The following is a 12,964-nucleotide window of genomic DNA, read 5'->3' as shown; positions in this document are numbered from 1 at the left end:
TACAACTGAAATTGTTAGGTATACATTTAGTGAACACGCTCACTTTTATTAGTGAACGCGCTCACTTTTAAATTTAACTTTAAAAATTAAGATATTAGCTATGGGTAATTACGATAAGACACATCAGCATATTTTAAATGTTGCTTGGCAACTTTTTTCTAAACATGGATTCAATGAAACCTCTACACGGCAAATATCTTCTACTTGTGGTATTGCAATCGGTACTTTGTTTAAACATTTTGATAGTAAAATTGCGATTTTAGAAGCATGTCTTGATCTAAGGTTTCATGACGTATTAGAACTTGCCAAAGAAACCGACATTCACCGCCCTCCTCGTCTTAAAATCAATCATTATGCTCAATACTTTTATCAATTTTACTGTTTACATCACCGCTTTTATAAAGTGCTTTTTAGCCAACGCTTGTTCTGCAAAACCTTTCAACAACAACACATGGAACTAATTCAATCATTAGTATTTGCCGATCAACCCCAATTTAATAAAGTTAAAGCTGCTATATTACTCGACTGCTATTTTATGACCTTATTGTATGGATTGGGCGCTGAAACTCCGAATACAAAATTGATGCTGAGAACGCTGAGTCAGAAAGTGTCTATATTTTAAGCTCACTAACTCATTGATAATTCGATATTGTGAACCTAAAGTGAATAATTTTTCCTCAAACAAGGTTTGTTGCATGATAATTTTTCACTTTTGACCCAATTTTAGCTTTGATAATCTCCGACTCTTAACTAAATTATACCTATTAGGGACAATATTTAATCAAGGTACATTATGAAAAGAACACACGCTGCCTTTTTTGTTGCGGGCATGATAAGCATGCCTACAGCGAATGCCATCGAGATCTACAACGATCAAACCAATAGTGTCACTATAGGTGGCTTTATAGATGCAAGGGTTATTAATACACAAGGTGAAACAGAGGTAGTTAATGGTGCATCACGAATCAATTTAGATTTTAAGCGTCAATTAAAAAATGGCTGGCAAGCCTTGGCATTATTAGAATGGGGTGTAAACCCTGTTGGTAGTAGTGACATTATTTATAATAATCGCTTTGAATCGATTCAAGATGAGTTTTTATATAACCGACTTGGCTATGTTGGCCTTAAACATGAAGACTATGGTCAAATTACATTAGGCAAACAATGGGGTGCATGGTATGACGTTGTTTATAACACCAACTACAGTTTAGTGTGGGATGGTAACGCCGCGGGTGTTTATACCTACAATAAAGATGACGGTGCAGTAAATGGTACTGGTCGCGGTGATAAAGTACTACAGTATCGTAATACGTGGGGAAAATTTCATCTTGCCCTACAAGCGCAACTAAAATCAGATGACTTTTATACCTGCGACATTGCAGACATATCACGAAGTTCATGTGAACTGTTATTTAATCAAGGTAATGCCGCAGCTCAAAGAGTAGAGTTTAATTCAACCTATGGTGCGGCTATCACCTACAATGCAACAAATAATTTAAAATTTACTGCAGGGGTTAACCGAGGTGAATTTGATATTGTTTATGCAAACGGTCGCGATCAACTCGTTACAGATCTTATCTATGGTGTTGGTGTTACTTATGGTGATTTTTATAAACCAGGCTGGTATGCATCAGCAAATATAAATAAAAACGAAAACCACGACACCGACAACTTAGGACGCTTAATCAAAGATGCCGTTGGTTTAGAGTCAATTCTAAGTTATCGCTTTGATAGTGACATTCGTACTTTTGTTGCCTATAACGTATTTGATGCAGGTAGTGACTATGTTATTCAGCCTAATTTTAATGCCGACCCTGAAGATGTGTTTAAACGCCAATTTGCAGTTTTAGGTGTGCACTACTTTATGGCTGAGGATACCATTTTATATATCGAAGCTCGTAAGGATTTTAGTGACTTTTCAAGTAATGACGCAGAGCAAGAAGCACAGATGTCTCAAACCGAAGATGACGGTATAGCTATTGGATTTAATTATACTTTGTAGTTACCATAAACACTAAGCCCACTATTGTGGGCTTTAAACTCGCGATAAATCACTTACGTACATATTCAATACATTGAGTTACCATTCAAAGTCTCTTGTGGGATCTGTTGTATTGAATCCCAGTGCTCGACAATCTTGCCATTTTCATCAAACCGAAAGAAATCCATGGTGACATATTGATCATTACCAGGTCATATTTGGTGAGTATGAAGCGCAACAAGATTACCTTCTGCTATAGCACGAACAAAATCAATTTTCTTATCTGGATATTCATTATGCATTTTTTCAAAATAGGTAATGAATGAGGCTGTTCCATCACCAACTAAAGGATTATGTTGTATGTATATTTCGCCTACATACTTTTCAACCGCTAGAGATGGATTTCCTAGATAAGCGGTTTTGTAAAACTCAATAGCATTTCTCTTATTTAATTCTAAATCAACCGACATTTAGCACCTCTTCACAAATTTGTTGATTATGCTTGTATTTAAGAAATGTAAGACAAGCTAATTACACAGTGTACTAAAGGAAAAAAGCTCGCTTTTCTAAACAAGATATTTCTATCAGAGCTATTAAATATTTGCTAGACGAAAGAAAGTACGACTATCAAGCACTTAACATGAGAAAAAATGCATAGGTAGGACTGAAATAGCAGCATCATAGTGAGCGATCTATACTCTGCTATTAGATGTTTTCAGCATATTTCACCTTAAAAAAGATGCATAGCAAGCTTGATTCCAATTAGTACCCCAGCGCCTATAACGAGCGGGAGTAGGCTTTCTAAATAAAATGGAATATTTTCGAAATAAAACAACAGCGCCTTGAACAAGCATTATATACGCAGCAAGATTGAAAGAGCTGTATTGGGTCTTACAAGCTGAATGGATTGCGTTTCCAATCTGGCTTGTGCCATACCTTTGCTGATAGTGGATTAACAACTTGCATGCCAACAACAAATAAAAGAGCCAAAATGGTAAATACAAAAATAACACCTAAAGCACTCAAATTGATAGCCGGGTTAGCTTTCGGCTCAAGCGCTGTAAATAGACATGAGACTGCTACACAGGTTATTAAAGCAATACGAAGGAATTTCTATTTATTCATAAAATTGAAACTTAATGCTCAAATAACAAGCTATAAATAATAGACTAAACAAAGTGAAGAATGAACACAATGCATACTAAAATACGCCCTAGAGCACGGTCTATTTAGAGTTTTACTGCTAGCTTTTTATGAATATTTTTATAAGATTTGGTAAGTCTCTTAATATGATAATTTACTTTTTTCCAATCCCAAGAACTAGGATTGCCAAATTCAGGTAATGTATCTTCCCACTCCTTAGCTTCTTTTTCACAACGACAGTTTAAGCAAAACAAACAAAAATAGTCGCCTTCAATAAATACGTTAAAGTTAATAATGCCCCACCCATCGCTGGTATATCGGTATTTAGCACCATTACAATTATCTGCGTTGAGGTCGTGCTTTTCAATAAATACTTGGCCGCAAGAATCTCTATAATGTAATGATAAATTTATATCTTTGTGATGGTCTTCAGTTTTCTGAAGTCTATAAGTGACGTAATCTTTTATTTCATTTAAAGAGGAAAAATGTTTCAGGTCACTATCAAAATCTGAATACGCTTCATAAACTGAAACATCATATTCGAAGATATGATTAAAAAAATTATGAAGTTCTCTAATATGGATTCCTTTTTCCAGACTCATAGTAACTCCTGTAAAGCTTAAGAAGCGAAAATCTATTCTAAGGCATGTAACAGCCTAACTGACATCTACTTTAACTACTTTTCAACAGCATTTAATTATCAAATATATTTCTAGTTTCTTGCAAAGGATACATAGTAAAAAAGCTGATAACCAATATTTGTCTACATTAATTAGCTTGTTAGCATATCGTACACTAATCACTTTCAATACAGATATAGTTTGGCACTAATTTATCAGCAAGCCGATGCCAGCTAAATTCAATATTAAAGTTTTCAACTTTAAATTGATAATTCACTTCAACCCCATCGTCCCAATATTCAGTTTGGTTAGAGAACTTATGCGTAATATTTTCAGGTTTAAATTGTCGGTTCATAGCAACAACTTCTTAATTAACTAACAAATCGCCAGTATAAATTTCACCTCTAGAGTAAAATTCACTTAAACGTACAGATATACATTTGATAATTGAACCTTGAATATGATAACTAACACTTCCTTTTTCATGATTTTCAGCAGGTAAACTTGAACGGCTACCCAACACAAGATTAAAAACTTCAAATGAATCTAGGTTGATACACATAATACTATGTCCAAAAATATGCTTATAGCTAACTTATAGCGTGTTTATTTAAACATGACAGTTCACTTTTTGAATATTTCTTCCTACCAGAGTAATTAGCTAATTGCTAGGCAAATGAAAGATTTACAATAGAGGGTTCTAATTTCAGATAAAACCAAGTGTTGGATCATACTTTACTTTAGAACTTAGCCTATACGTTACATATGTTGTGATAAATAGGAGTTAGAAATAAAGTCAGCAGTTAAACTTTTAGCGAATCTAAAATGTATTAAGTATCAGTAATCAATTTAGCGTTTTAAGCACCTTCAAACTTTACTACACGCGAACGGCCATTCTCTTTGGCAATATAAAGTGCTTTATCAGCATTATTCAAAAGTTCATCAAGTGAAATGCCGTCTTTACCATACACAGCAACACCTGCGCTAAACGACATACCTATATTTGAGTTATCAGGTGTCATTAGCTTTATGGTCTTAGTTGTTTGAAGTAGTGTTTCTGTATTGGCAAAACAAACCGTGTCTTTATTGTTTATTTGGATAAGGCAAAACTCTTCACCGCCAAGTCTTGCAAAGTAACACGTATCATCAATGCTATGTTTTACATGCTTTGCAAAGGTGACTAATACTTGGTCGCCAAAATCATGGCCAAATGAATCATTAAAATGCTTAAAGTGATCAAGATCGATAATTGAAACAGTACAACTAAATTCTTTATGATTTGATTGTAACTGACTGAATTTTGCAAATAAGGCTCGCCTATTTGGCACATTTGTTAATTGGTCAGTATGAGCAAGTTCAAACATTTGCTTACTGTAGTCTTCTAAGAGAGTGTTTGTTCGGTTAAACAAAAACTGGTTTCTCTTAAGTTCGGTTATATCCTCACCTTCAACAATGACGTGCTCACCCACTACATTGGCAGTAAATCTAAAAATATGACGATATGAAGCATCATTAATTTCCACTTCAAGCTTATCTGTATCGTTTTTTAATAATTTTGAGCTAATTAATTGCGCTAAGTGTCTATTGACTGGGTTATTAGATGCATTTAGGTAATGCTGTGCAACAAGTTGAAATGAGTTGTTTTGAAATACTTCCTTGTGTTCATTAGCCGAAAAAACAACGACAGGTAACTGCAAATAATTTAAAACAGAATAATTTTTGTCGTTTTGTTCTGACCCTAATGACATACGATAAAGTCTCGTTTTGTTTCAAGCTTAGCTATGACTTGCTTCGCGTCGTCTTCTGATATTCCTTGTTCAGAAAATGTAAGCGACAAGATATTTATCATTTCTTGCCAATCTTTAAGATTAATACCTAAATTTTTATGGGCTTGTGCTAGCTGTTCATCACTGATGTAATCAGGTCCACCCATTAAAGATGAGATAAAACTTGTTTGATGATGAATTAACCTTTCCATGTTGGTATGTTTAAAATGAGCATTAAGGGTTTCTGACTTCAAAATATTGTCATAAAACTTTTCTATGACTTTATAAATTCGAGAAAAACCACCGTATTTGATAAACAAAGAAGATTCCACATCGAGTCCTGTATTATCGATAAATATTTAAGTAGCTAATAAGGCACCACAAAAGATGACAAGAAAGTCTGCAAGCTATTGATATTTAAATTATAGAAAGGAAAAGAGATTTTGCATTTTTGAATAAGCAAATAATGGGATTATTCTCATTTGTTGCACGTGAATATTAATACCCCCTCTTACACACCATATCTGTTGATTTAAAAATCTAAAATTCAAAGATATTTGCCGAAATTGAAATAAACCTCAAAACAGTATGATGTGTTCTTTTTATAGTTGATGGCTATTACAATGAATAATCACGTTCTACCTTATACCATTCCGCATAAGGATTAAATCAATTTAATCCATTCCCGATTGCACATTTTCTTCACTCGATCCGGGATTGAAATAAAGTGATTCCATGCCTTTGAAACTTCATCGACAATTTCGTCATAGCCCGAAAACACTCTATTGGATAAACAATGCTGTCGTATCCAGCTCCATACTTGCTCTATTGGATTTAGCTCTGGTGAATAAGGTGGGAGCTTTATCAGGGTTAGGTTTTTAAATTCTGCAGCTGTATCGTATGTGTGCCAGCCTGCGCCATCTATTATCACGACAGCGTGTCTTCCAACAGGTGTCGCGTGTGATATCTGGCGCATATGCTGCGTCATTGCTTCTTTATTTACGAATGGGCTAACTAACGCTTCTGTATGGCTTGTGGCTGGACATACCGCGCCAAATAAGTATCCATAGTCAAATTGCTGTTGTTTTACAATCCGTGGCCGAGTGCCTGTTTCAGCCCAAATGCGCGTAGTCGGATTTTGCTGGCCAAATCGTGCTTCGTCCTGAAACCATACGTCGATCCGATCAAGAGGAAGGTGTCCTGGTGTGTGAAGGATCGTTTCCAGCTGGAAGTTTTTTAAAAGCCTCTTGGCTCTGTAATGATTGTTTTGGGTGTTTAGAGCGGCTTGTGATCCAACTAAAGCCAAGTTGCTTTAGAATTTTATAGACATGATTTAAGTGGTAATGAACACCAAATTCAGTGTGAATGTAATGCACAATGTCTTCACCGGTAAGGCGGCCACCACGTAGTTCTGTGTTCGTGCGCTTTATAAATTCAGACAGTTGTTCAAGTTGCCGCTGTTGCAGCCTTGATGGACGTCCTTGAATAGGCTTATTGTCTAAACCATCAAGCCCATACTCTAGGTAACTAGAAACCCATTTATTCACACTACTTCTTGCAGTGTTTAGACGTTTTGCAATATCGGTTCGGCTATTACCCTCATAAAATAAAGACACTGCGAGCAATCGCATGCGTTTTCGTGCGTTTGGTTCTTTTCGAGAAAGCGCTAAAAGCTGTTCAGATATGTTTGAATTCAATGTTATTAGCCGGTGATTTTATATAGCCTATATTAGATCAGATATTTAAGCGGAATGGTATTAGCAATACGCGTTGTAAAGGCGCTGTACCATTTGTCTCTACCGAGCTGTTGGGCGTTTAAGTGCTCAACGTTTTGTTTCCAGGCTTTTATTGCATCTAAGCTTTGCCAATACGACACTGTAATTCCCAAACTATCACGAACAGACTCTATACCTAAATACCCAGGTTGTTGCTCTGCAAGTTCAACCATTCTATTTGCCACTTCTTCATAACCGGCGGTATCATCCGATAAGGTATTCGTAAAAATCACGGCGTAATAAGGGGGTTTTGGTGTATTCGCTATCATGGCTGTTACTTCCCCCTACTTGGTTCAAAACCATCATAACATGGAATTTTTTCGTCAAATGTATCCCAATTTGCTTTAGAGCTTACAAAGTTATGACTGATTGGGCGCTCGTTTATATCGCTATCTAATAAACCTAAGCGAATACGTAAGCGGCTTGGGTCATCTTTATTCTCGCTATAGATAGGCGAGCCACAACAGCTACAAAAATAACGAATTCTACCGGGTTTAAATTCAAACGCGCTTAGATGCTGCTTTCCTTCTGTGAGGTTAAAACCATCTCGTTGAATAAAGCCATTGGTTGCGTAGGCTGTGCCTGAGTTTTTTCGACATAAGGAGCAATGACAATGAATAATTGAGTCTATACCACCAGCAATAGTTACTTTTACTTCGCCGCATAAACAACTTCCTTGATACATAGTCCCTCTCAGGTTTAAAGATTAATAACCGCGATGCTTCCAAAATTCAGTGGCAGTGCCTTCGGCTTCCTTTAATAAGTTAAAGGATTTATCAGCAATTATATGGCCATTTAACTCAATAGTCATGCGCCAAATACCTACTTTATTGTCAACAGGTGCCCATATCGTATCACCTAAATAAAACTGCCAATCGTTTGTTTTAACGTACTGTTCGCCCTCAAACGGTGGCATGATCTCGCCATCTTCATCCGGAATATCTGGGTGGTAAACGCAAAATTTAATTTTTTGTCCTTTGGCCTTTTTAATGTTAACTATAAAGCCAAATTCAATATCTAACTGTGCAGGAACGTCTGTTGTAAACTCGGTGATTTGAGGCAGGTCTTTCTCTTTTGCATCCCAATGACTGTAAATGCCGTAACTTTCAATACTGGTAATTGGCTTTGCTTTTGCCATAGCTGCAAGCGCTCCTTTTTAAAAATGAGGCGCTATTTTATAGTAGCAACCCTAGCAGAACAAGATTGTACTATTATAGTAATTAGCTAACGTATTTTACCCAGTGAGTGTCATGTTGTTGAAAGCCACATTTAGTTAAAAGTTTAATACTTGCGCTATTATTAGGGTTAACTAAAGCTAACACACTGTTTAACGGAGCAGGTACAAAGGTCGTCAGTTTTTCAAATAGCATATCTAGTACCTTTTGCATTATTCCTTTGCCAAAGTATTGTGACGACAACTCAAACCCCAACATGCCCTGCCCGTCAATTATGTTAAATATGCCTACGCTGCCAATAACCTGCCCACTACTTCGTAAAACAATAACTAAACGAATGCCTTGTTGATTATAAAAACGTTCTATGTCGCCTTGAATAAAGTCGTACACGTCACCTTTCGTTATATCAGCGCCGTAATCATTAAACGATTGTACTTGCGGATCTTTTAAAATATCCCAAATTGCTTGGCAATCTTTATGACGAATGGGGCGTAAGTCAAAGGCTAAGTCATCGTGGCTAGACACGTTAATTTCTTCTTTTTGCTTTATGGGCTGGCATTATTGTCTTACTATAAACGCAATTTCAAGCAATTAGATTAAGTTCGATGAGTGAAGAATTTAAAGTAATTCAACCTACCACTACAGTTTACTGTAAAGAGCGCGGTGAAGGCTGGACCTTAACAGGGATCACAAGTATTGATGAACATACTTCTGTGATGTTTGATGGCGTAAGGTATACCTTACCGGACCGTGAAATTGTTGAGGTATTATTGCCACAACAACTCGAGCGAGAGAAAAACCAATAATAAAAAAAGCCAGCATCAAGCTGGCTTTTTCGTCTTTAAATTAACGTAATGCGTTAATACGCTCATCAAGTGGTGGGTGTGATGAGAATAACTCAGCAACACCTTTACCGCTTGCAATACCAAACGCCATCATTGAACCTTCTAGTTGTGATGGGTGGTTTTGTTTTAAACGCTCAAGGGCGCTACGCATTTTGTCTGCACCTACTAGTTTTGCTGCACCGGCATCCGCAGAGAATTCGCGTTTACGGCTATAGTAAGCAACAATCACACTTGCTAGAACACCAAATAACATTTGGAAAATCATATCGAACAAGAAGTAAGTCCAGCTACTACCACCCTCTTCTTCATCACTATTAAGGAAGTTATCAACAATACCTGCCAATACTTTCGCCATAAAGATAACAAAGGTATTCACTACACCTTGGATAAGTGTCAGCGTTACCATGTCACCATTTGCAATGTGTGACACCTCATGAGCCAATACCGCCTCAGCTTGATCTTGATTCATGTTATGTAATAAACCTGTGCTCACAGCCACCAGCGAGTTGTTCTTGCTTGGACGGTCGCAAATGCGTTCATTTCAGGGCTATCGTAAATAGCCACTTCTGGCATCGCGATACCTGCTTTTTTAGCTTGCGCTGCTACCGTCGAAACTAACCATTGTTCTGTTTCAGAACGAGGTTGTTCAATAACATGTGCACCGGTTGATTTTTTTGCCATCCATTTCGACATAAATAACGAAATAAACGAGCCACCAAAACCAAATACGGTCGAAATAACTAAAATGCCGCCTAGACTGCGATGGCTAATACCCAGTACGCTCATCACAATAGACAACACAATACCTAACACTAGCATTACCGCTAAGTTAGTCAGTAGAAACAAAAATACACGCTTCATAAAAACCTCAGAATAAACATACCAATTGTATTAACTAACGACATGGTTAAAAATCGTTAGTTAATAAAATTATCTGGGTGTTCTACCAACTCAGTTTAGGGCTTATGCAATTGGTTGCAAGGAACTAATTGCAACCAATTGTGACAGAGTATGTCAAAAGTAACAACTCAATTATTATGGGTTAATAGATAAAATTTCAAGTAAGGTTTTGTAAATTTTTAATTTAGGGGTGCCGTCTGTATACGGACTAATCGCTAAAAGCGGGAAAGGCAATGCTGATTTTAGTGTTTCTAAATTGGCCTCTTGTTCACGCATGTTTGGGTCTACATGATTTGCAATCCAACCCACACAATTTACACCGAGCGCTTTAAAGTGAGCAGCTGTCAATAGTGCGTGATTAAGGCAACCAAGCTTCATGCCTACTACTAGAACAACATCAAGGTTTTGTGATTTAACCCAATCGCAGAGTAAATCGGTTTCGTTGATAGGTAAACACCAACCGCCTGCACCTTCTGTAAGAATATAATCGGTATTGAGTGCTTTTACATTCGCATAAGCAGCATCGAGCTTGTCAAAGGTCAGTCTGTCACCTACTTGGGCAGCTGCAATATGCGGTGCAATGGGTGGCTCATAGGTAAAGGGGTTAACTATGTTATATTTAACCCCAATTGATGAGCTTTCCATTAAGGTTAATGCATCATCATTGACTAGCTGACCAAATGCTTCTTCGGCACCTGCTGCAATAGGTTTAAAACCAACCGCACGCTGTTTATGTTGCGCTAGTAAATTTAATAATAAACTGGTGACATGGGTTTTTCCGGCATCGGTGTCTGTACCCGTGATAAAAAATTCTTTCATTTTTGAGTTAATTCTATTTTTCTAGTTCTAAAAGGACAACTTGATAGCTCACTCTAGCATGCCCATCAACCAGAGGGTATGCCCTACAAACACTATTAAGTGCCTGCCTTGTTAATAACCCTTGGCGCTTTTGCCTAGTTTGCAATGATGTAGCACCAATCGCTTTTATCGAGCGCAGTGCTTCTAAGGGAGAGTTATAGGCATCTATGTAACATCTATCGGCTGCAAAATTCAGTTTAAACCCCGCCAATTTTGCATACTCAATAATGTGTCTAGCACTATGAAACTGATTAATATGGTTTTGCTCGTCTAAACAAGCAAAAGCCTGTTTGATCTCTTTGAGCGATCCATCTACCACGCAGCTTAAATAAACCTTACCGCCCGCTTTTAATGCAGAAAAAAGATTTTTAAATAGTGCCTCTAAGTCAGCAGACCATTGCATTGCAAAATTACTAAACACACAATCAAGGGCGTTTTGCTGTAATGGTAGGTTATCCATATCAGCACACACTTTTAAACAACGCGGGTTTTGCTCTGTGCTTAGCATGGAATGACTTAAATCCATTGCCAATACAGTATCAAAATGTGTTTTAAGCATTGCTGTGTTAACTAATGTCCAGCCCCTAAATCAAGGCAAGTACCCTGCTGATGTTTACTTGCCATCATTTTGAATAAATGCGCAGCCGCTTGTTTTTGTACATTAGCATGGCTCGCGTAATTTGCAGCCGCTTTAGAGAACTTAGTTTGCGTTGTTAGCTTATTACTGCGTTGAAAGCTTAAAGGCGCTTGAAGTTGAACACTCATAAACACTCCACTAGCGAATCAACCAGCTGTTTTATATCGTCAGCTTTATGTGCGCTACTTAGGGTTACCCTAAGTCGTGCCGTATTAAAAGGCACCGTGGGCGGTCTAATAGCGGTTAACCACACGCCTTTACCTTTAAGCTTATTAGCAACGGCAAGCGTGTGTTCTGCATCGCCCAATACCAAAGGCTGAATTGCCGTTGTTGATTCCATTAATGCCAAGTTATGCTCTTTGGCAAGCGCTCTAAAGTAGGCAATATTATCTGAAAGCTGAGCGCGTCTCTTATCCGCCTTTAATAACTTTTCGAGTCGCTCTAGAGTACAACTTGCCATCAGTGGTGACATTGCCGTTGAATAAATGTATTCGCGATTAAACTGCAGCATGTAATCAATTATTTGTTTTGATGCAAGCAGGCAAGCACCACTACTTGCTAGTGCCTTGCCAAAGGTGATGATCAGTAAATCAGGCTTGATTGCCTCACAACTTCCTAAACCTTGCTCGCCCAATACGCCAAAGCCATGGGCATCGTCAATCATCAGCCACGCGTTGTATTGTTTAGCGAGTTTACAGAGTGCTTCAATGGGGGCTTGATCGCCATCCATCGAAAATACCCCTTCGCTCACTATGAGCTTATGCTTGGCTTTTGACTTTTGTAACCGAGATTCTAAATGCTTAAGGTCGTTATGATTAAAGCGCACCATGGCAGCGGCAGAATGAAGTCCGCCATCAATTAAGCTGGCATGATTGAGCTTATCTTGAAATATTGCCGATGATTGCGCCACGGTTTTATCTTGAAACAATGCTTTTAATACGCTGCTATTAGCACTAAATCCGCTATTAAATAACATGGCGCTTTCATAGCCTAATAACTCGCATAAACGCTGCTCAAGCGTTTGCTGCGCTTGATTATAACCATTTACTAGCGCTGAACTGTGGCTACCTAGTTGCTGCGCTTGTATTTCAATAAAATCATCCGCAAAGCCAAGGTAGTCATTACTGGCAAAATTTAAATACTGTTTGCCTGCAACCTGTATAAAGCGCCCGCTTGATTGCTCAACAAGTTGACGCTTTCTCAGTAATGCATCAGCTTCTCGCTCAACAAGATGCTCGGCAATAAAATCAAAAGCCATTTAATT

Annotated in this window: 17 protein-coding genes and 1 pseudogene; 3 read left to right on the top strand and 15 right to left on the bottom strand. The window is 37.7% G+C overall.

Translation table 11 applies throughout. The features are described from left to right. The first annotated feature begins 100 nt into the window (after window positions 1-100). Complete coding sequence (locus tag ACRWSG_RS00270; RefSeq protein WP_054553889.1) at window positions 101-622, top strand: TetR/AcrR family transcriptional regulator; 522 nt, start codon at window positions 101-103, stop codon at window positions 620-622. Between the two features lie 171 nt (window positions 623-793). Further along, the gene (locus ACRWSG_RS00265; RefSeq protein ID WP_462165314.1) at window positions 794-2,002 is read left to right on the top strand and encodes a porin; all 1,209 of its coding nucleotides are present in this window, start codon (window positions 794-796) and stop codon (window positions 2,000-2,002) included. A 191-nt stretch (window positions 2,003-2,193) separates the two neighbouring features. Here the strand turns inward: ACRWSG_RS00265 and ACRWSG_RS00260 are convergent, their stop codons facing one another. The 10 genes from ACRWSG_RS00260 to ACRWSG_RS00215 all read right to left on the bottom strand — a co-directional run bounded on the left by ACRWSG_RS00260 (window position 2,194) and on the right by ACRWSG_RS00215 (window position 8,985). Further along, complete coding sequence (locus ACRWSG_RS00260; RefSeq protein WP_462165313.1) at window positions 2,194-2,451, bottom strand: nuclear transport factor 2 family protein; 258 nt, start codon at window positions 2,449-2,451, stop codon at window positions 2,194-2,196. Between the two features lie 759 nt (window positions 2,452-3,210). After that, window positions 3,211-3,726: a hypothetical protein gene (locus tag ACRWSG_RS00255; protein ID WP_194441445.1), complete on the bottom strand. Its 516-nt coding sequence runs from the start codon at window positions 3,724-3,726 to the stop codon at window positions 3,211-3,213. 193 nt (window positions 3,727-3,919) lie between these two features. Beyond that, a complete protein-coding gene (locus ACRWSG_RS00250) occupies window positions 3,920-4,099 on the bottom strand; it encodes a hypothetical protein (RefSeq protein ID WP_194441444.1) in 180 nt (59 codons plus the stop codon). Window positions 4,100-4,601: 502 nt separating this feature from the next. Continuing rightward, on the bottom strand, window positions 4,602-5,492 hold the full coding sequence (locus ACRWSG_RS00245; protein WP_462165312.1) for a GGDEF domain-containing protein: 891 nt from the start codon (window positions 5,490-5,492) through the stop codon (window positions 4,602-4,604). Next, on the bottom strand, window positions 5,483-5,842 hold the full coding sequence (locus tag ACRWSG_RS00240; protein ID WP_054553893.1) for a group I truncated hemoglobin: 360 nt from the start codon (window positions 5,840-5,842) through the stop codon (window positions 5,483-5,485). Before ACRWSG_RS00240 ends, ACRWSG_RS00245 begins: the two co-directional genes overlap by 10 nt. 332 nt (window positions 5,843-6,174) lie before the next feature. Further along, window positions 6,175-7,141, bottom strand: a protein-coding gene (locus ACRWSG_RS00235) for an IS630 family transposase (RefSeq protein WP_462165311.1) whose coding sequence is annotated in 2 segments (ribosomal slippage) — window positions 6,175-6,741 and window positions 6,743-7,141 — 966 coding nt in all. Because the reading frame shifts where the segments join, the coding sequence is not laid out codon by codon here. A gap of 98 nt (window positions 7,142-7,239) precedes the next feature. Next, the gene (locus ACRWSG_RS00230) at window positions 7,240-7,554 is read right to left on the bottom strand and encodes an antibiotic biosynthesis monooxygenase family protein (RefSeq protein ID WP_462165310.1); all 315 of its coding nucleotides are present in this window, start codon (window positions 7,552-7,554) and stop codon (window positions 7,240-7,242) included. Between the two features lie 5 nt (window positions 7,555-7,559). Further along, on the bottom strand, window positions 7,560-7,970 hold the full coding sequence (locus tag ACRWSG_RS00225; protein ID WP_462165309.1) for a GFA family protein: 411 nt from the start codon (window positions 7,968-7,970) through the stop codon (window positions 7,560-7,562). A gap of 21 nt (window positions 7,971-7,991) precedes the next feature. Then, window positions 7,992-8,423, bottom strand: a complete 432-nt coding sequence (locus tag ACRWSG_RS00220) for a DUF3859 domain-containing protein (protein WP_054553896.1) — start codon at window positions 8,421-8,423, stop codon at window positions 7,992-7,994. Between the two features lie 82 nt (window positions 8,424-8,505). Then, entirely contained in the window at window positions 8,506-8,985 is a 480-nt protein-coding gene (locus tag ACRWSG_RS00215) for a GNAT family N-acetyltransferase (RefSeq protein ID WP_462165308.1), read from the bottom strand. Window positions 8,986-9,065: 80 nt separating this feature from the next. Here ACRWSG_RS00215 and ACRWSG_RS00210 point away from each other — a divergent pair, with 80 nt between their 5' ends. Next, complete coding sequence (locus ACRWSG_RS00210) at window positions 9,066-9,266, top strand: hypothetical protein (protein WP_462165307.1); 201 nt, start codon at window positions 9,066-9,068, stop codon at window positions 9,264-9,266. Between the two features lie 40 nt (window positions 9,267-9,306). On the opposite strand, the pseudogene htpX reads toward ACRWSG_RS00210, so the two are convergent. The 5 genes and pseudogenes from htpX to ACRWSG_RS00185 all read right to left on the bottom strand — a co-directional run bounded on the left by htpX (window position 9,307) and on the right by ACRWSG_RS00185 (window position 12,958). Then, window positions 9,307-10,166: pseudogene (gene htpX, locus ACRWSG_RS00205) on the bottom strand (protease HtpX). Between the two features lie 174 nt (window positions 10,167-10,340). After that, window positions 10,341-11,024, bottom strand: a complete 684-nt coding sequence (gene bioD / locus ACRWSG_RS00200; protein WP_054553900.1) for a dethiobiotin synthase — start codon at window positions 11,022-11,024, stop codon at window positions 10,341-10,343. A 13-nt stretch (window positions 11,025-11,037) separates the two neighbouring features. After that, a complete protein-coding gene (locus tag ACRWSG_RS00195) occupies window positions 11,038-11,622 on the bottom strand; it encodes a methyltransferase domain-containing protein (protein ID WP_462165306.1) in 585 nt (194 codons plus the stop codon). Between the two features lie 11 nt (window positions 11,623-11,633). Further along, window positions 11,634-11,828, bottom strand: coding sequence for a hypothetical protein (locus ACRWSG_RS00190; RefSeq protein WP_462165305.1), 195 nt, complete (start codon window positions 11,826-11,828; stop codon window positions 11,634-11,636). Then, a complete protein-coding gene (locus ACRWSG_RS00185) occupies window positions 11,825-12,958 on the bottom strand; it encodes an aminotransferase class I/II-fold pyridoxal phosphate-dependent enzyme (RefSeq protein ID WP_462165304.1) in 1,134 nt (377 codons plus the stop codon). The genes ACRWSG_RS00190 and ACRWSG_RS00185 overlap by 4 nt, the downstream gene beginning before the upstream one ends. Window positions 12,959-12,964: the final 6 nt, after the last annotated feature.

This window comes from Pseudoalteromonas sp. GB43 (genome assembly GCF_054923805.1).
This window is presented reverse-complemented; position numbering and strand designations above follow the sequence as displayed.